The organism is Massilia oculi (assembly GCF_017582745.1).
Lineage (GTDB): Bacteria > Pseudomonadota > Gammaproteobacteria > Burkholderiales > Burkholderiaceae_D > Telluria > Telluria oculi_A.
On sequence record NZ_JAFVIM010000015.1, the window covers coordinates 86,376 to 105,333 of the forward strand.

At 66.6% G+C, this 18,958-nt stretch carries 14 protein-coding genes; 9 read left to right on the forward strand and 5 right to left on the reverse strand.

All coding sequences use genetic code 11. The features are described from left to right. Positions 1-10: 10 nt before the first annotated feature. Together J3U95_RS17565 and J3U95_RS17570 are read left to right on the forward strand one after the other, a co-directional pair. Positions 11-1,300 carry a rhamnogalacturonan acetylesterase gene (locus tag J3U95_RS17565; RefSeq protein WP_208279956.1) on the forward strand — a complete coding sequence of 430 codons (1,290 nt, stop codon included), beginning with the start codon at positions 11-13 and terminating at the stop codon, positions 1,298-1,300. Then, the gene (locus tag J3U95_RS17570; RefSeq protein WP_208279957.1) at positions 1,297-2,271 is read left to right on the forward strand and encodes a glycoside hydrolase family 43 protein; all 975 of its coding nucleotides are present in this window, start codon (positions 1,297-1,299) and stop codon (positions 2,269-2,271) included. The genes J3U95_RS17565 and J3U95_RS17570 overlap by 4 nt, the downstream gene beginning before the upstream one ends. A 9-nt stretch (positions 2,272-2,280) precedes the next feature. Here the strand turns inward: J3U95_RS17570 and J3U95_RS17575 are convergent, their stop codons facing one another. Beyond that, a complete protein-coding gene (locus J3U95_RS17575) occupies positions 2,281-3,705 on the reverse strand; it encodes a glycoside hydrolase family 88/105 protein (RefSeq protein WP_208279958.1) in 1,425 nt (474 codons plus the stop codon). Between the two features lie 15 nt (positions 3,706-3,720). After that, on the reverse strand, positions 3,721-5,994 hold the full coding sequence (locus tag J3U95_RS17580; protein WP_208279959.1) for a DUF6250 domain-containing protein: 2,274 nt from the start codon (positions 5,992-5,994) through the stop codon (positions 3,721-3,723). A 156-nt stretch (positions 5,995-6,150) separates the two neighbouring features. On the opposite strand from J3U95_RS17580, the gene J3U95_RS17585 reads away from it, so the two are divergent. Next, positions 6,151-7,500: a TolB family protein gene (locus J3U95_RS17585; protein ID WP_208279960.1), complete on the forward strand. Its 1,350-nt coding sequence runs from the start codon at positions 6,151-6,153 to the stop codon at positions 7,498-7,500. A gap of 64 nt (positions 7,501-7,564) precedes the next feature. Here the strand turns inward: J3U95_RS17585 and J3U95_RS17590 are convergent, their stop codons facing one another. The 3 genes from J3U95_RS17590 to J3U95_RS17600 form a co-directional block, all read right to left on the reverse strand. Beyond that, positions 7,565-7,888 carry an L-rhamnose mutarotase gene (locus J3U95_RS17590; RefSeq protein WP_208279961.1) on the reverse strand — a complete coding sequence of 108 codons (324 nt, stop codon included), beginning with the start codon at positions 7,886-7,888 and terminating at the stop codon, positions 7,565-7,567. A gap of 2 nt (positions 7,889-7,890) precedes the next feature. Beyond that, positions 7,891-9,186 (reverse strand): L-rhamnose catabolism isomerase, encoded by a 1,296-nt coding sequence (rhaI, locus tag J3U95_RS17595; protein ID WP_208279962.1) that lies wholly within the window; start codon positions 9,184-9,186, stop codon positions 7,891-7,893. A gap of 114 nt (positions 9,187-9,300) precedes the next feature. Further along, a complete protein-coding gene (locus J3U95_RS17600) occupies positions 9,301-11,409 on the reverse strand; it encodes a bifunctional rhamnulose-1-phosphate aldolase/short-chain dehydrogenase (protein WP_208279963.1) in 2,109 nt (702 codons plus the stop codon). Between the two features lie 361 nt (positions 11,410-11,770). Between J3U95_RS17600 and J3U95_RS17605 the strand changes: the two genes are divergently transcribed. From J3U95_RS17605 to J3U95_RS17630, 6 genes are all read left to right on the forward strand, one after another. Further along, positions 11,771-12,631, forward strand: coding sequence for a DeoR/GlpR family DNA-binding transcription regulator (locus tag J3U95_RS17605; RefSeq protein ID WP_109347593.1), 861 nt, complete (start codon positions 11,771-11,773; stop codon positions 12,629-12,631). Beyond that, positions 12,628-13,647 (forward strand): rhamnose ABC transporter substrate-binding protein, encoded by a 1,020-nt coding sequence (rhaS, locus tag J3U95_RS17610; protein WP_208279964.1) that lies wholly within the window; start codon positions 12,628-12,630, stop codon positions 13,645-13,647. The genes J3U95_RS17605 and rhaS overlap by 4 nt, the downstream gene beginning before the upstream one ends. 73 nt (positions 13,648-13,720) lie before the next feature. Further along, complete coding sequence (locus J3U95_RS17615) at positions 13,721-15,280, forward strand: sugar ABC transporter ATP-binding protein (RefSeq protein ID WP_208279965.1); 1,560 nt, start codon at positions 13,721-13,723, stop codon at positions 15,278-15,280. Continuing rightward, positions 15,277-16,296, forward strand: coding sequence for an ABC transporter permease (locus J3U95_RS17620; protein WP_208279966.1), 1,020 nt, complete (start codon positions 15,277-15,279; stop codon positions 16,294-16,296). The genes J3U95_RS17615 and J3U95_RS17620 overlap by 4 nt, the downstream gene beginning before the upstream one ends. Next, positions 16,293-17,345: an ABC transporter permease gene (locus tag J3U95_RS17625; protein ID WP_208279967.1), complete on the forward strand. Its 1,053-nt coding sequence runs from the start codon at positions 16,293-16,295 to the stop codon at positions 17,343-17,345. The genes J3U95_RS17620 and J3U95_RS17625 overlap by 4 nt, the downstream gene beginning before the upstream one ends. Positions 17,346-17,359: 14 nt before the next feature. Continuing rightward, positions 17,360-18,757, forward strand: coding sequence for an FGGY-family carbohydrate kinase (locus J3U95_RS17630; protein ID WP_208279968.1), 1,398 nt, complete (start codon positions 17,360-17,362; stop codon positions 18,755-18,757). The last annotated feature ends 201 nt before the right edge of the window (positions 18,758-18,958 follow it).

Consider the following 18,958-nt stretch of genomic DNA (forward strand, 5'->3'; position numbering starts at 1 on the left):
GCGATCCGCCATGACCCACTCATTTCACGCATTCTGCCTGGTGGCCGGTGCGCTGCTGGCCGCGCAGGCGCAGGCCTCCGCGCCGACCCGGTTCGTGTTCGGCGACGCCGAGGCCCCCGCCGGCCACACCCGTGTCGTCCCCGGCACCCCTTACGACGAGGGACGCGGCTACGGCTTCGAGAACGGCGGCGCTTATTTTTCGGTCCGCCTCCCCGAGGGCAACTACGCCGTCACCGTCGTCCTTGGCCATGCCACGCAGCCAACCGCGACCACGATAAAATCCGAACTGCGCCGGCTGATGCTCGAGAACGTGCCGGCGGCGGCCGGACAGCGCGTGCCGCGCACCTTCGTCGCCAATGTGCGCACCGCGCGCATCGCTCCCGTGCCCGGCGTCGCGGCCGGCGCGGTCGCCCTCAAGGCCCCGCGCGAGACCGAATCCGAGGCCTGGAATTGGGATGAGCGCCTGACCCTGGAATTCAATGGCGAGCCAAACGCCGTACAGCGCGTCGAGATCGTGCCGGCCCGGGTGCCGACCATCTTCCTGCTGGGCGACTCGACCGTGAGCGACCAGCCGGGCGAACCGTATAACAGCTGGGGCCAGATGCTCCCGCGCTTCTTCGGCCCAACGGTCGCGGTGTCGAACCATGCGCAGTCGGGAGAGACCTACCGCGACTCGCTGGCGCGCCGCCGCATCGACAAGATCCTGAGCATGATGCAGCCGGGCGACCTGCTGCTGATGCAGTTCGGCCATAACGACCAGAAGCAGATCAAGGATGGCCGCAGCGGCCCGTTCACGACCTATAAAGCCGAGATCAGGGCCCATGTGGACATGGCGCGTGCACGCGGCGGCCTGCCGGTAATCGTCTCGCCAGTCGAGCGCCGCGCCTTCGACGAGGGGGGCCGGGTCAAGCCCTCGCTCACCGATTACGCCGAAGCCGTGCGCCAGTCGGCCCGTGAGTTGGGCGTACCCTTCATCGACCTGAACGCCATGAGCAAGACCCTGTACTCAGCCCTCGGCGTGGAAGGCTCGAAGGCGGCGTTCGCCTCGCCGGCGCCGGGAAAGCTGGACAACACCCATCACAACCCGTATGGCAGCTACCTGCTGGCCAAGGCGGTGGCGCTGGGCATGCGCGAGGCGAAGCTCGCACTGGCCGCCCACCTCGTCCCCGACTTCCGGTTCGACCCGGCCCATCCCGATCCGGTGTCCAGCTTCGCGGTGCCACCCAGCCCCGGTCTAACGCAGTCACGGCCGCTCGGCGACGACGGGCAGCGCGAAGTGACCGCCGGGGCTGCTCGATGAGGCGCCGTACCACCCTTGCCCTGCTGGCGAGTGGCCTGCTCGGTGGCTGCGCCGGCCCGCTGCCGGCCAGCCGGACCGACGAAGACCAGGCCTACCTGTTCTCTTACTTCCTGGGTAACGGCGCCGACGGCCTGCATATCGCCGCGAGCCGCGATGGCTACCAGTGGAAGGCGCTGCGCGGCGGGGCCAGCTTCCTGGCTCCCACCGTCGGCCCGACCAGGTTGATGCGCGACCCGTGCATCGCCCACGGGCCGGACGGAATGTTCCATATGGTCTGGACCAGCGGCTGGAACGATACCGGCATCGGCTACGCTTCCTCGCCCGACTTGGTGCGATGGTCGAACCAGCGCAGCCTGCCGGTGATGGCGCACGAGCCGGACGCGCTCAACGCCTGGGCTCCCGAGGTGTTCTATGACGCCGGTCGAGCGCACTTTTTGATCCTGTGGTCGTCGACGATCCCGGGGCGCTTTCCGCAGACCGAAGCCGGCGGCGACGCCACCGGCGACAAGAAGTATAACCACCGCATCTACGCCACCACCACGAAGGATTTCGCCAGCTTCACGCCGACCCGGCTGTTCTACGATCCGGGCCTCTCGGTGATCGACGCCACCTTCGTGCGGGCGCTGGGACGCGACTGGCTGGTGGTGAAGGACGAGACCCGCCATCCGCCGCGCAAATACCTGCAGGTCGCACAGGCCGCGAGCCTGGAAGGCCCGTTCGGGCCATTGAGCGCGCCGATCACGCCGGCGGGACTGTGGGCCGAGGGACCGAGCGCGCTGCAGGTCGGTGATGAGGTGCTGCTGTACTTCGACGCCTACACCGCCGGCCACTACGGGGCGCTGCGCTCGCGCGACATGCGGCACTGGGAAGACGTCAGCGCGCACATGCATTTCCCGCACAAGATGCGCCATGGGACCGCGTTCGCGGCCCCGGCCAGCCTGGTGGAGCGGCTCAGGGCGCTGGCGCCCTGAATGTAGCGATCAGTCGCGGCCGCCCTGGAACATCAGGCCGCTGTCGTTCAGCCCGAACTTGAACTTCTTGTTCATCTCGATGATCTCGGCGCCGGCCAGCAGGGTCGGCCCGTAGCCATGCGCCGCCTTCACGCTGGTCGGCCGATAGGCATAGAAGGCCGGGTCGAAGGCCATCCCGGTGCCGACGCAGATCCCTTCGATCTGGCCATTCTGCGTGACCTTGCTGGCCACCGCATTCCAGGCCAGGTTGGCCATCGGACCATACATCTCGGGTTCGACGTAGCCGCGGTTGACCGCGCGCGCGATCGCGTAGGCATAGATCGCGGTGGCCGAGGTCTCTTGATAAGTGTCGTTACGGTCGATCAGCTGGTGCCAGAAGCCGTCGCGGGTCTGGTAGCCGGCCAGGCCGCGGATGTGGGCGCGCAGTTGTTCGAGCACGGCGTTATAGCCCTTGTGGGTCTTCGGCAGCACTTCCAGCACTTCGACCATCGACATCACCGCCCAGCCGTTGGCGCGCGCCCAGCGCAGTTCGGGATGATCGCGCTTGCCCTCGACGTAGCCGTGCATGTAGATGCCGAGCTTGGGATTGAACATGCGCTTGGAGAACTGCTGCACCTGGCGCACCGCGTCGTCGTAGTACTTGGCCTCGCCCGTGGTCTTGCCCAAGTAGGCCATGGTCGGCACGCCCATGAACATATCGTCCAGCCACAGCGTATCCGGCAGCGGGCGCATCTTGCGGCCAACTTTTCCGTCCGGGCCGCCGCGCGCCAGCGTGCCGTCCTTCAGCCGGTATTCCTTGTTGGTGACGAAGTCGCCGCACACGCCGATCATCTGGCCATAGTCGACCTTCGAGCCGGCCACCTTGGCCTTCAGGAAGCTGTGGCACAGCGCGCCCGCATCGTCCAGCGCATGCGGATTCAGGAAGCCCTTGATCGGCGCGTGCGCGTTCTGCGCGTCCGCCTTCACCGCCGGGAGATAGGTCTTGGTAAGCTGCGACAACAGGGTGTGACGCTTGGTCATGTAATCCTGGTAGCGGGCGTCGCCGGTGGCCTGGGCTGCGGCCAGCATGCCGATATAGGTGACGCCCCATTCATAACTGTTCAGGCGGAAGTCGCCGGGTTTGAGCACGGCGTTCGGATTGGCCGTCGACACATCGGTGATGGCGGCGCCCGTGGTCTTGTCGATCAGCTCCGCCGGCGTGGTGCGGTCCAGGTAGGCGAACACGCGATCGAGCACGGCCTTGATCTCGGCCGCTTCCATCGCGCGGTAAGGTGTCGGGTACTTCACGTCGAGCGCATGCAGCATGGCGTCGGCCGGGGCCGGCCCTTTTTCCTGCGGCGGCGGCGCGTCCTGCGCGATCGCGCCCAGGGAAAACGGGAACAGGCCCGCCACGAGTATGGCCATCAGGGTGTGGCGCGGCTTGGATGATTGCATTGCTTGTGTCTCCTTTTATTGGATTTGGTGGATGGTCAGTCCGGCGATGGTCTGGCGCGACCACGTGGTGCGGAAACCGAAGTACCCGCGCGTGAGCGGCCGCGGGTCGTAGTAAGTAAAGACGTCGCGGCCGTCCACGCGCAGGCGCGTGCAGCCGCCCTGCACCGCGATCTCGACGCGGTAGTCGCGATTCGGTTCGAGCAGGAAGTCGCGGCCCAGGCGCTCGGCGACCAGCTCGCGCTTGCCATCGGCGTAGCGGCGCATGCGCGTGGTGGTGTTGCCGTTGCCGCCCATGCCGGCGTAATACATCTCCAGGTCGTCGTACTCCTCGAATTTGCCGGAGCGGGTGAACAGCGAAGCGCGCGCCAGGTCGCGCGCCATCCAGAATTGGTTCAGGTCCGACAGGCGGTCATTCGGGCCGCCGTCCATCACCACCCGGCGCGTGTAGGCGATCAGGAGGTTGCCCGACAGGGGCTTGTCGAGCCACACGGTGGCGCCCGAATCGACGTCGATCAGCAGGCGGCCGTCGCGGGTGGCGACAACGTTGCCAGGTTTGCGGGCATACTCGCTCACATAGCCGGTCAAGGGACCATTGAAATCGTCGTGATGGAGCAAGGCGCCGCGCTCGCCCCAGCGCACGCAGGCCTGGGGTGAAAAATAAGGCTCCAAAGGATCGCCGGGCAACGCGGCCAGGCCGGCGACGACCTGTCGCGCATTGAATTCGGCGCCGGCGGCGTTGGTATGGGTACGGGCGTCGGAGAAAAAGGTGTCGACCGTCGCCGTCCCGACGTCACGGTAGGCGTTCGAGACCAGCATCGTCAAGTCCATGAAGTGGGCGCCGCCGGCCGCGGCCACCTGCCGGCCCCAGTCGGCGAAGTTGGCGAAATCGCGCTCGTCCTGCCATTTGTCGCGGTGCGGGATGGGCGAGGCGATGACGACGGTGGCGCCCTTGTCCCTGGCGTCGGCGACGTAACGCGCCATATACCAGCCGAAGCTGTGCACCTGCTCCTTGCTGCCGTCGGGCCGCGTGTCCTCGACCGTCTCCGCGCCGATGCCAGGAACCGAGGCGCGGTTCTTCGAGGCCGGGTCGCCGATGCGGCCACCGTCGTTATGACCGAACTGGATCAGCACCACGTCACCGCGCTTGAGCTGCGCCCTGATCCGCTCCCAGCGCCCCTCGGTGAAGAAGGTACGGCTGCTGCGCCCACCGATCGCGGCGTTGACCACGTTGATCTTGCCGGCGTCGAAGTAAGGCGCGATGCGCTCGCCCCAGCCGATCGCGCCGTTCTGGCCACCGCTCTTGACGGTGGAGTCGCCGACCAGGAACAGGGTCGGCAGGGTCGGATCGCGCGCCGTCTCGTCGCGCACCGTGCGCGCATCGACCACTGGCCGCACGTCTTCCACCGGTTTCAGGAATGTTTTCATGCGCGGGTCGCCCAGCTTTGCCAGCTCAGCCGCCACGACCTGGGCGTTGAGGACGGCGCCGGCCCAGTTGGTGTGGACGCGCTCGTCCGGCACGGTGGCCGGGAACAGCGCCATGACCGCGTCACGTCCCATCGCGTCGTAGCGCCCCGCCACGATCTCGTTCAGGTCGATGAAGTCCACCTTTTCGCTGCGCGCCACCTCGGCCGCCCAGCCGGCGTAATCGGAACGGTTGCGGCGCACCTTGCCCCCATCGTCGTTCCAGGCCTTGCGGGGGACCAGCGAGGCCACTACCGGCGTCGCCCCCTTGGCGCGAATGTCGGCGATGTATTTGCGCAGGTACCAGCCGTAGCTGTGCACCGTCTCGCGCTTGCCGGTCAGGAGGTTGTCGATCTCGGTGGATTCCATACCCACGCCGCGGATGGTGCCGCGCGCACGCTTGTCGTCGTTGACCGGCGAGGCGTCGTTGTGCCCGAACTGCATGATGACGACGTCGCCCGGCTTGACCAGTGCCAGCGTGCGCTCCCAATGCCCGCTGCTGATATAAGTGCGGCTGGACAGGCCGCCGACGGCGCGGTTCACCAGATTCACGCGCGCCGCATCGACGTGGGCCGCCAGCGGATTCCCCCAGCCCCACTGCCCTTGTGCGCCCTTGCCCTGGCCGTCGTCGTGGCCGTTGCGCACGGTGGAGTCGCCGATCAGGATGATCGAAGGCAGGGACGGATTGGCCGGTTCCGGCAGCACGACCTGGGCGCGCGCGGGGTCGGTATTCACTGCGGCGGTCGAACCTTGTGCATGGCTTGATGCCATGGCGCAGGCCAGCGCCAGCCATACCAGTATCCGCTGCAGGGCGCGCGAAACAGTCATTGCCACGGTCTCCGTCGGTCGTTGTTATAGGCAGATTCTATGCGGCGCGATCAGCCACGGCAGTCAATACGCAGAAAGAATCAGCAATATGATTGGAAATGAGCAACTCGTACTGTAACAATGAGCGGACAACATCCACAAGACGGAGACACCCTCATGCGACCCCTCATCCATTCCGCGATCGGCCTGGCCGTCGCGCTGCTGCTGTGCGCCGACGCCCCGGCCCAGATCGGCAAACGCTTTCCCTCGGAGCGCAAGCTGGTCAAGGATCCGGTCACCGGCACCGAACTGACCTTCCTGACCAGCAAACCTCACGGCGATTCGAAGATCTACCCGACCCACCCGCAATGGACGGCCGACGGCAAGTGGCTGGTGTTCCGCTCGCGGCTGGCCGGCAGCGAGGCGCTGGCGGTGAACGAAGAAACGGGCGACCTGGTGCAGGTGACCGAGGGCGGCTACACCGGCATGCTGAACCTGGCGCAGAAGTCGATGAAGCTGTACTACATGCGGAAAAGCGATGCGGGCCTGCAGATCGTCGAAACCGACCTGGCGCGCGTGCTGGCCGACAGCGCCGCCAGGCGCATGCAGAGCGCGGCGAGCTACCAGCGCGTGGTCTCGAACCTGCCGGCCGAACTGGAGGCCGGCGGCGACCTGGCGCTCGACGCAGATGAGGAATGGGTCTACTTCAAGGTCGGCCCGGGCCAGGCCGCCAAGCACCTGGCGCCGGGCACGAAGATCGAGCCGGCCTTCGGCCCGCGCAAGATGGGCGCCGGCCCGCAAGGCATCGCACGCCTGAACGTGCGCACCGGCGAGATCAAGCATGTGGTGTCGGTGCCGTTCCAGGTCGGCCACATCCAGGCCAATCTGTGGAATCCTGGCGAGATCGTGTTCTGCTGGGAGACCGGCGGCAAGTCGCCGCAGCGCACCTGGACCGTGCGCGCCGACGGCAGCGGCCTGCGTCCGCTGTATCCGGAAGCGCCGTACGAATGGGTCACGCACGAGGCGGTGATCACGAAGGACGAGGTGGCGATGGCCATCATGGGTCACCGCGCGATCCCGGGCGCCGCGGCCGCGGTAGCCGGCCCCGCTACCGGCGTCGGCGGCGCCAATCCAGGCCAGGACGATGGCTGGGGCGCCACCGGCACCCGCGAAAAGCCCACCGGCCTGGCGATCGTCAACCTGCGCACGCGCCAGATGCAGATCGTCGGCCAGACCGAATCGGGCAGCGGCCTGTGGCACGTGCATGGCTCGAGCGACGGCCGTTTCGCCGTTGGCGACGACTTCAGCCGCAGCGTCTACCTGATCGACCGCCGCAACCGCGAGATGATGATGCTCACCACCGGCCACAAGACCACCGCGGCCGACCATCCGCACCCGACCTTCAATGCCGACGGCACCCGCATCCAGATCCAGTCGGCGATGCTGTCGGAGGATGGCCGCTCGATGAATATCGTGGTGGTGCCGGTGCCGAAGGCCTGGCTCGAACGCAGCTTCCCGGCACGCTGAACGCGCATTTAACGTCAAATGGCCCGGGACACCTCGCAGTGTCCCGGGCCGTTCATCGCTTCACTCAGGCCAGGTGGAATACCTGGGTCAGCGGCCATTCCCTCGGCCGGTTGCCCGGTTCGACCTCCATCAGATCGGCCATGTAATCCCACCATTTGCGCATCACCGGGTGATCGGGCAGCGGCCCGAGGTCATGCCCCGGGTGCAGCTTCATCACCGCGAACAGGTCGAGCGTCGCTTCGTCCAGGAAGATCGCATAGTCGTGGATGCCGGCGCCAGACAGCAGCGCGGCCAGCTCGGGCCAGATGGCATCGTGCCGGCGCCGGTATTCCGCCTCGTTGCCGGCCTTGAGCTTCATGCGGAAGGCGCGCGTGGCTTGAACGCTCATGCTCAGACGATTCCGCTGCTGCTGGCCCCGGCCTTGACCGGGCGCAGGCCGGCCACGCGGTCGCGGTAGCCGCTGGCGCGGTAGCAGGCCACTGGATCGGCGGCGCCGCCGGAACGAACGCGCGCCATCGCCAGGATCGGGCTGACGTCGGTGCGGAAGGCGCGCTTCAGGGTCTGGGCCGCCTCCAGCACGTCGTTCTGCTCCTGCAGGGCGGCCAGCGCGGCGCGGTCGACCAGGGCCGACTGCACGAAGGCGCGCTGCACCTCGGCCGCGCTGCTCATCAGGCTCTCGATCGGGTCGGTCACATTGTGCGACTGGTCCAGCATATAGGCCGGCTTGAAGGCCTCGCCCTCGCGACGGGCTGCGTCGGCCAGCTCGTTAAACACCAGGAACAGCTGGAACGGATTGATCGAGCCGGAATCCAGGTCGTCGTCGCCATACTTGCTGTCGTTGAAGTGGAAGCCGCCGAGTTTACCGAACTGCGCCAGGCGCGCCACGATCATCTCGATATTCGTGTTTGGCGCATGGTGACCCAGGTCGACCAGGCACTTGGCCTTCGGTCCCAGCTCGGTGGCGCAGGCGAAGCTGGTGCCCCAGTCGGCGATGGTGGTGGCGTAGAACGCCGGCTCGAACAGCTTGTGCTCGATGAACACGTTCCAGTCGGCGGGAAGCGCGGCATAGATCTCGCGCATGCTGTCCAGGTAGCGTTCGAGCGCGCCGCGCAGATTGTGCTGGCCGGGGAAGTTGGCGCCATCGCCCACCCACACGGTCAGCGCCTGCGATCCGATCGCGCGGCCGATCTCGATGCATTCGATATTGTGGGCCACCGCCTGCGCACGCACGGCGGCGCTGGTCGACGTGAGGCTGCCGAATTTATAGCTCTGTTCCTGGCCCTGCTGGTCCTGGAAGGTATTCGAATTGACCGCGTCGAAGGCCAGGCCCAGCGCTTCAGCCGTTTCGCGCAGCTCGGATGCGTCGGTCGGTTTATCCCACGGGAAGTGCGGCGACACGCTCGGGGTGGCGCGGGTCAGCTGGTGGATGACGGCGCAGTCTTCCAGCTTCTCGAATACATTGCGCGGCTCGCCGCGGCCCGGGAAGCGCGCGAAGCGCGTGCCGCCGGTGCCGGCGCCCCAGCTGGGCACCGCCACGGCAAAGGTCTGCGCCAGCGCGGTCAGCTGGTCGATGTCCAGGCCGCGGCGCGCCAGCATGCCGCCCAATCCCTCGTAGTCGGCCTGCAGCTGCGCGTCCAGTTTGGCGTTCTGGTCCGCGACCAGGCCAGCGTCGATAACGCTCGTCATTCTTGTCTCCTCCATGCAGGCGGCATAGGCCGCCGATGACCGGTGACGCGCGCCCTGGAGGGGCGGCGTCCCGGCTTGTTGTGATGTCTCGCTATCTTAGCGTATCGATTGAGATCAGCGGGTGAAGGCGGCCGCGTTGCCGGCATCCACGTTCAGGATATTGCCGGTGCTCTTGCCCGACTTGTCGCTGGCGAAGAAGTACACGGCTTCGGCGATGTCTTCCGGCAGCACCGACAGCTTGAGCATGCTGCGCTTGCGGTAGAACTCCTCGACGTCGTCGGCCTCGATCTTGTTGGAGGCGGCGCGTTCTTCCTTCCACTTGCCGTCCCAGATGCGCGAGCCGCGGATCACGGCGTCCGGGTTGACCACGTTGACGCGGATGCCATGTTCGGCGCCTTCCAGCGCCACGCAGCGCGCCAGGTGCAGTTCGGCCGCCTTGGCGGTGCAGTAGGCGGATGCCCCTGCAGATGCGACCAGGCCGTTCTTGCTGCCCACGAAGACCATGCTGCCACCCAGGCCCTGCTGCTTCATGATGCGGAAGGCCGCGCGGGTGGCCAGGAAGTAGCCGGTGACGAGGATGTCCTGGTTGCGCTTCCAGATTTCCAGCGTGGTCTCGTCCAGCGGCGCCGCCGAGGCGATGCCGGCGTTCGACACCAGCAGGTCGACGCCGCCGAAACGCAGCGCGGCCGCTTCCAGGATGCCGGCCACTTCATCCTCGCTGGTGATATTGGCGCGCACGGTGCCGATGCTGTCCTTGCCGGCCACCTTGGCGAGATCCTTGCCGGCCTGCTCGAGCGCGTCAAGGTCGATATCGGTCAGCATCACGCAGGCGCCCTCCTGCAGCAGCTGGCGCGCGACCGCCTGGCCGATGCCGCCGGCGCCGCCGGTCACCAGCGCGATGCGGCCGGCCAGGCTTTTCGGCTTCGGCATGCGCTGCAGCTTGGCTTCCTCGAGCAGCCAGTACTCGATGTCGAAGGCTTCCTGTTCCGGCAGGCCGACATAGGTGTCGACGCCGTTCGCGCCGCGCATCACGTTGATGGCGTTGACGTAGAACTCGCCGGCGATGCGGGCGGTGGCCTTGTCCTTCGCGAACGACAGCATGCCCACGCCCGGGATCAGGTAGATGATCGGATTGGCGTCGCGGATCTTCGGGCTGGTGGCGCGCTTGCAGCGCTCATAGTATGCGGTGTAGTCGGCGCGGTAGTCGACCAGGGCCTGGTCGAGACTCGCGGCCAGGCGCTCGAAATCGGGCGCGCTCGGGTCGAAGTCCAGCACCAGCGGGCGGATCTTGGTGCGCAGGAAGTGATCCGGGCACGAGGTGCCCAGCGCGGCCAGCGGCGCCAGGTGGGCGCTGCTCACGAATTCGAGCACGGCGTCGCTGTCGTCGAAGTGACCCAGCTTGTACTCGTCCTTGCTGATCTTGCCGCGCAGGAGCGGCATCAGGCGCGCCGCCAGCGCCGCGCGCTCGGACGCCGGCAGGATCGGGCTGGCCTGGCCGCCGAATACCGGCTGCTGGACGTTCTGCGCCAGCCAATCCTCGGCGCGCTTGATGATCGCCAGCGTGGTCTCGTAGCACGACTGCGAGGTGTCGCCCCAGGTGAACAGGCCGTGGCCTTCGAGGATGATGCCCTTCAGTTTCGGGTTGGCTTGCGACACCGCTTCGAGCTTCAGGCCCAGGTCGTAGCCTGGACGCTGCCACGGCAGCCAACCCAGCTCGCCTTCGAAGATCCTGGCGGTGAGCTCCTTGCTGTTCTTGCAGGCGGCGATCGCGATGCAAGCATCCGGGTGCATGTGGTCGACGTGGCGGCGCGCGATATACGCGTGCAGCGGCGTGTCGATGCTGGCGGCGCGCGGGTTCAGGTTGAAGGTGCAGTGCGGCAGGTAGCCGACCATCTCGTCCTCGTGTTCGAGGCCGCGGTAACGTCCCTTGAGCGCATGCAGCTTGCTCATGTAGAGTGTCGAGAAGCCATCCAGCTTGATGCTGCCCAGGTCACCGCCCGAGCCCTTCACCCACAGCACCTCGACCTGCTCGCCCGACAGCGGGTCGACCATGTCGATCTTGGCCGAGGTATTGCCGCCACCGAAATTGGTGATCCGCAGGTCGGAACCCAGCAGGTTGGACCGGTACAGCAGCAGTTCCGGCTCACTCAGCGTGGCCGCGACGGCTTCATCCCAGCGCGAGGTGATCGGTTCGCGCTGCTTCGTTTCGCTCAAAGCGCCCATCAATATCTCCTAGTTGATTGTTTTGTCATCGAATCGATGCGTCTCTTCCATGTCCTGCGTCCGCATGCTGCCCGGGCAGCGCTACGGCATCGGCAGACAGTAGAAAGCAGCGGCCCACGGGGTGTCAACGTGGAAACAATCAACTTGCTGACCAAGTAAGAATCAATCACCGACTTGATCGATTTGAGCGTTTGTGCGCTGCAGCGAGGGGAAATAATCAGTCAAATGATCATTTGGTGATTGACGATATTGCATCTAGAAACTACTCTTTTCGAACACCCCGCGATTCCTGCCCACAAGAGGCCTGGAACGACGGGCCCCATGCCGCACACAACCAGACGGCTTACGGAGGAGACACAATATGGTGAATCACAAACGCCGCAAGCGTTTGCTGAAACTGCTTGCCGAGCACCAGTCGGCGACGGTCCAGCAGCTTGTCGAATGGCTCAACGCGTCCCCGGCGACGGTCCGGCGCGACATCAGCTGGCTGGCGGGACGCAACCTGCTCACCCGCACCCGGGGCGGCGCAGAGAACCTGCTGCCCAAGACGCGCCAGTTCCCGCTGACCAGCGAAACGTTCCAGAACAATATCCAGTGCTTCGCCTCGCGCAAGCGCGCCATCGCCCGCCATGCAGCCGGCATGTGCAACGACGGCGAGACGATCATCATCAACGGTGGCACCACCACTTTCATGATGGCCGAGTTCCTCACCGAGAAGCAGCTCAAGATCCTGACCAACTCTTTCCTGATGGCCGAGCGCCTGCTGGTCTCGAGCGAGAACGAGATCATCGTGCCGGGCGGCCGCGTGTACCGCGAGCAGAACGTCATCCTTTCGCCGTTCGACAACGACATCACCCAACACCACTACGCCACCAAGATGTTCATGAGCGTCTACGGCCTGTCGTTGCTGGGATTGATGGAAGCCGATCCGCTGCTGATCCAGGCCGAGAAGCGCCTGATCAGCCAGGCCGAGGAACTGGTGGTGCTGGCCGACAGCTCGAAGTTCGCGCGCAAGGCAGGACTGATCCTGTGCGGCCTGGATCGCGTGTCCACCGTGATCACCGACACCGACGCTTCCGACAAGGCGGTGCAGCTGCTCGAGCAGTATGGCGTGAAGGTCGTCACCGTCGAACCCGACGGCGAGATGCCGGCGCTGCGCACCACGCGCTACAGCCCCCAATATGACTTCCAGTCCGCAGCCCTGATGGAGATTTCGCATTGAAGATCAAACAGCTCCTGCTCGCCGCTGCGGCGGTCGGTGTGTTCGCCGGCCTGGCCGGCTGCGCCGACAAGAAGACCGGGGACGCGCCTGAACAGACCCGCATCGCGATGGTCGTGAAAAGCCTGGGCAACGGCTTCTTCGACGCCGCCCACCACGGCGCGAAGGATGCCGCCGCCGAGATCGGCGGGGTCGAGATCATCTATACCGGTCCGACCACGCCCAGCGCCGAAGGCCAGATCGAGATCATCAATTCGCTGATCAGCCAGAAGGTCGATGCGATCGTGGTCTCGGCCAACGATCCCAACGCCCTGGTGCCGATCGCCAAGAAGGCCATGCAGCGCGGGATCAAGGTGATCTCGTTCGACAGCGCCCTGGCCCCAGGCGGGCGCCAGATGCAGCTCAATCCCTCCAACGCGGAACTGATCGGCCAGAAGCAGATCGAGATGGCGGCGGCCGAATTGAACGGCAAGGGCGAGCTGGCGATCCTGTCGGCGTCGGCCCAGGCGACCAACCAGAACATCTGGATCGGCGTCATGAAGAAGACGCTCGATCAGCCCCAGTACGCGGGCCTCAAGCTGGTGGCGACCGTGTATGGCGACGACCAGTCGGACAAGAGCTATCGCGAAGCCATCGGCCTGCTGCGCAGCCACCCGAACCTGAAGGCGATCATCGCTCCGACCACCGTCGGCATCGTCGCCGCCAGCAAGGCGGTGGCCGACGAGGGACTGGTGGGCAAGGTGTTCGTTACCGGCCTGGGTCTGCCGTCCGAGATGGCCGGCCACGTCAAGAGCGGCGCGGTGCGCGAGTTCGCGATCTGGAATCCGATCGATCTCGGCTACGCCGCCACCTTTGCGGCGCACCAGTTCGTGGCGGGCAAGGCGCAAACGGGCGATGGCGCAATCGTCTCGGTCGGCCGCCTGGGCGCGGTGACCCTGGACGCGAATGGCGAAACCGCCCTCGGTCCGCCGTTCACCTACAACGCCGGCAACGTCGACCAGTTCGCCAAGCTGTTCTGACCCGGCCCGTCCGCCGCGCGCATGACCGCCTGGTCGATGTGCGCGGCGCCTTTCATCCGTTTGCAACACCAATATGCCAGTGACCCAACTGACAAGCCCTCCCCTGCGCCCGCACGACGGCGCGCCCGCCACGCCGGTACTGCAGCTGACCGGCATCACCAAGCGCTTCAACGGCGTATGCGCGCTCAATGGCGTGCGCCTGTCCATCCGTCCGGGCGAAGTCATGGCCCTGATCGGCGAGAACGGGGCCGGCAAGTCGACCCTGGTCAAGACCCTGACCGGCATCCACCGTCCCGACGAAGGCGCGATCCTGCTCGACGGGAAGCCGGTGTCCTTCGGCAGCCCGCAGGAAGCGATGGCCGCCGGGATCACCGCCGTGCACCAGGAAACCGTGATGTTCGACGAGTTATCGGTGGCCGAGAACATCTATGTGGGGCGCCACCCGACCCGCGGCTTGGCGAAGCGCATCGACTGGGCCGGGATCGAGGCCGAGGCCGAGGGGCTGTTCGCGCGCCTGGAGGTGTCGCTGCCGGTGCGCGCGCGCGTGCGCGACCTGTCGGTGGCCCAGCGCCACTTCGTCGAGATCGCGCGCGCCCTGTCGCAGGATGCGCGCGTGGTGATCATGGACGAACCGACCGCCGCGCTGTCCCAGCGCGAGATCCGCGAGCTGTATCGCATCATCGACGGCCTGCGCGCGCGCGGCACCGCCGTCATTTTCATCTCGCACAAGTTCGACGAGATCTATGAGGTGGCCGACTGCTACACGGTGCTGCGCGACGGCCAGTTCGTTGCCGAAGGTCGGCTGGCCGACGTCAGGGAGCCGGAATTGGTGGCGCTCATGGTCGGCCGCGCGGTGCACCAGGCTTATCCAAAGGCCGAGGTGGCAATCGGCGCGCCGCTGCTGGAGGTCGAGGGGTTGAGCCACCCGACCGAATTCCGCGACGTGGGCTTTACCCTGCGCAAGGGAGAAATCCTCGGCTTTTATGGGCTGGTGGGCGCCGGGCGCTCGGAGGTGATGCAGGCGCTGTTCGGATTGACGCCGCGGGTGACCGGGAGCGTGCGGCTGGAGGGCCAGCCGGCGGTATTTGGCAATCCGGGAGAAGCGATTGCGCGCGGACTGGCGTATGTGCCCGAGGACCGCCAGCACCATGGTGCGCACTTGACCATGCCGATCATGCACAACATCACGCTGCCGATCCTGTCGACGTTTGGTTTCTTCCCGCGTGCTCGTGCCGAAGCAGCCCTGGCACGGCGTTTCGCCGAACAGCTCGAACTGAAGGCCGCTTACCTGAGTCAGAACGTCGACGAGCTCTCGGGCGGCAACCAGCAGAAGGTGGTGCTGGGCAAATGGCTGGCCACCGATCCCAAGGTCATCATTCTCGACGAACCGACCAAGGGCATCGACATCGGCTCCAAGGCCGCCGTGCACCGCTTCGTGAGCGGTCTGGTCGAACGCGGCCTGTCGGTGATCCTGGTGTCGTCCGAACTGCCCGAGGTGCTGGGGCTGGCCGACCGCATAGTGGTGATGCGCCAGGGCCGCGTGGTGCGCGAGTTCACGCGCGGCGAAGCCACGCCCGAAACGGTGGTCGCGGCCGCGTCCGGGGTCGACCTGGGACTGGAGGCGGCGCCATGAACCAGCGAATCGCCTTACTGGACATCATGAAGCAGCGCGAAGCCCTGCTGGCCGTGATGGTGGTGGCGCTGGTGCTGCTGGTCGGCCTGCGCGCGCCGGTATTTTTGACAACCGCTTCGCTGGCCAATCTGCTCACCGACAGCACCCTGCTGGTGATGCTGGCCCTGACCCAGATGCTGGTGATCGTCACCCGCGGCATCGACCTGTCGGTGGCCTCGAACCTGGCCCTGTCGGGCATGGTCGCGGCCATGCTGGCATCGAACAATCCGCAGCTGCCGCTGCTGTTCGTGATGCTGTCCGCGGCCGGTACGGGCCTGGCGCTGGGCCTCGTCAACGGCGGCTTGATCGGCTATCTGGCGCTGCCGCCGATCGTCGTCACGCTGGGCACCATGAGCGTGTACCGCGGCCTGGTGTTCGTGATCTCGGGCGGTGCCTGGGTGTCGGCGCACCAGATGCCAGCCAACTTCATCGGTTTCCCGCTGCAGCGGCTGGTCGGCCTGCCGCACCTGGTGTGGATCGCCCTCGGTGCGGTGCTGGCGATGGCCTTCCTGGCCCGTCACACCCGCTTCGGTCGCGACCTGTACGCAATCGGCAATGCGCCGCAATGCGCCGCCTACATCGGCATTCCGACCGCGCGCCGGCTGCTCTGGACCTATGGCTTGTCGGGCATGGTGGCGGGCCTGTGCGGCTACCTGTGGGTGGCGCGGTATGCGGTCGCCTATACCGAGATCGCCTACGGCTTCGAATTCACCGTGATCGCCGCCTGCGTGATCGGCGGCGCCAGCATCGCCGGCGGCGTCGGCTCGGTGCTCGGGACCGTGCTCGGCGCGCTGTTCCTGTCGGTGATCGGCAATGCCTTGCCGGTGCTGCAGGTCTCGCCGTTCTGGCAAAGCGCGCTGACCGGCGCCGTGATCCTGGTCGCCGTGCTGCTCAATGCCGGCGGCAACCGCAAGCGCAGCCGCCAGATCCTGCCGCTGCACCGCACCGAACTTCCAGCAGCAAGGAGCGCAGCATGAATGCGACCAGCATCGCCGAGGTCGAAACTCCCATTGACACCAAGACCGTGAACCAATCCAGCCACACCTCGCGTTATACGATCCTCGACCGCCAGCGGCCCGGCCTGCGCCACGTGCTGGCGCGCTGGGAAACCCTGCTCGCCCTGCTGCTGCTGGCGGTGTTCGTCGCCGGCGGCGTCACGCTCGAGCACTTCCTCGATCCCTACAACCTGCTCGACGGGACGGTCAACTTCAGCGAGAAGGCCTTGATCGCGTTGCCGATGGCCTTGTTGATCATCTGCCGCGAGATCGACATCTCGGTGGCAGGCACGCTGGCGCTGTCCTCGGTCGCCATGGGCCTGGCGCACACGGCGGGCCTGCCTGCAGAGGCCCTGCTGTTCGTGGCGGTCGGCACCGGCCTGGCCTGCGGCTGGCTCAATGGCTTCCTGGTCACGCGCTTCATGCTCCCCTCGATCGTCGTCACCATCGGCACCATCGCCCTGTACCGGGGCCTGGCCAGCGTGGCGCTGGGCGACCAGGCCTTCACTAACTACCCGCAGCTGATGGCGGATTGGGGCCAGGGCACCTTCTTCGGCGTGGTGCCGCGCGCCTTCGTGATCCTGCTCGGCTTCGCGCTGCTGTTCGCGGTGGTGCTGCACGCCACCACGGCGGGACGCCGCATCTACGCCATCGGTAATAATCCGGACGCCGCGCGCTTCTCGGGCATCGCGGTCGACCGCTACCGCCTGGGACTGTTCATGCTCACCGGCGCGATGGCGGGCCTGGCGGCCTTCCTGCTGACCGGCCGCATCGGCAGCACGCGGCCGAACATCGCCACCGGCTGGGAGCTCGAGATCATCACGATGGTGATCCTGGGCGGCGTGAGCATCGCCGGCGGCGCCGGCACCATCGGCGGCGTGCTGCTGGCGGTGCTGACGATGGGCGCCGTGACCTATGGCCTGGCGCTGGCCAACGTGCCCGGCATTTATATGACGATCGTGGTGGGCGTGCTGCTGCTGGCCACCATCGCGCTGTCGCGGCTGTTGCGCGGCAAGCCGACCCGCCATTGATGGAGCGCGATCCCATGCAAGCGACTCCGTACGACGCCCTGATCGTACTCGACATCGGCAAGACCAATGTCAAGCTGGCCCTGGTCGATGCCGCCGGACGGCTGCTGGCCGAACGGCGCCGGCCCAATGCGATCCTGCACGATGGTCCCTATCCGCATCACGACACCGACGGTATCTGGGACTGGATGCTGGCGACCTGCCGCGCCTTCGCCGGCCAGGCGCGGGTGACGGCGATCGTGCCCGTCACCCACGGCGCCACCGCCGCCCTGGTCGATGACGACGGCCTGGTGCTGCCGGTGCTCGACTACGAGACGGCGCTGCCGGACCTCGACTACGCCGCGCTGCGCCCTGCCTATGCCCAGACCTATTCTCCGCTGCTGCCGGCGGGCCTGAACCTGGGCCGCCAGCTGGCCTGGCTGCAGCAACGGCACCCCGAACCCTTCGCGCGGGCGCGCCACATCCTGATGTACCCGCAGTACTGGGCCTGGCGCCTGTGCGGCGTGGCCGCCGGCGAAGCCACTTCGCTCGGCTGCCATACCGATCTATGGGATCCGGTACGCCAGGACTATTCGCCGCTGGTGACGCGCATGGGCTGGGAAGCGCAGCTGCCGCCGCTCGCGCCGGCCTCCGCTTCGCTAGGCGTGCTGCGTCCCGAGGTAGCACAAGCCACCGGACTGCCGCCATCCTGCGAAGTCCTGTGCGGCATCCACGACAGCAATGCCTCGCTGCTGCGCCACCTGGGCCGCGATGGCGCCACCTCGCCACGTACTGTGCTTTCGACAGGCACCTGGCTGATCGCGGCCGCCTTCGGCGCCAGCCTGGATGGCCTGCGCGAGGATGCCGACATGCTGGCCAATACCAACGCCCTCGGCCGGCCAGTGGCCTGCATGCGCTTCATGGGCGGCCGCGAATTCGGCGCGCTGGCCGGCGACCAGCCAGGCACGTGTTCATTCGAACAGCTCGAACGACTGATCGCGCGCGGCACGATGGCGCTACCCTGTTTCGCCGACGGCGGCGGCCCTTTCGCCGGCCGGGTCGGCCAAATCGATGGACCTACCCCGACCGACGTCGGCGAACGCTTCGCGCTCGCCACGCTGTACTGCGTCCTGATGACCGACTACTGCCTCGACGCGCTCGGCGCGCGCGGGCCGATCACCGTCGAAGGCGCCTTCACCGCCAACCCCTGGTTCGGCCCCCTGCTGGCCAGCTTGCGTCCCCACCAGACCCTGGCCTACTCCGACGACGCCAGCGGCACCACCTGCGGCGGCTGGCTCCTGCGCTACCCCGACGCCACCCCAACCGCCCAACACCACCCCAAGCCCCCGCGCACCGTCGCCGGCCTCCCCGCCTACCGCACCGCCTGGCGCACCGCACTCGCCACAACCATCCCGCAAATATCCCACGCCCAATAACCCAACAATTAGGGTCAGAGTAAAATTATTGACCAATTGATTTACTGAAGTTGTCAAACAATTCGACTCCGACCCTATTTGTTTGGGCGCCAGGCCACGCCTGTTGCCGGGCAAACGTGACGGTCGACGGCCATTACCTTCTCTGACGACAACATAAATGCGCCAACGTCATTCATCGGCACGTCACAAGGCTCCAATGAG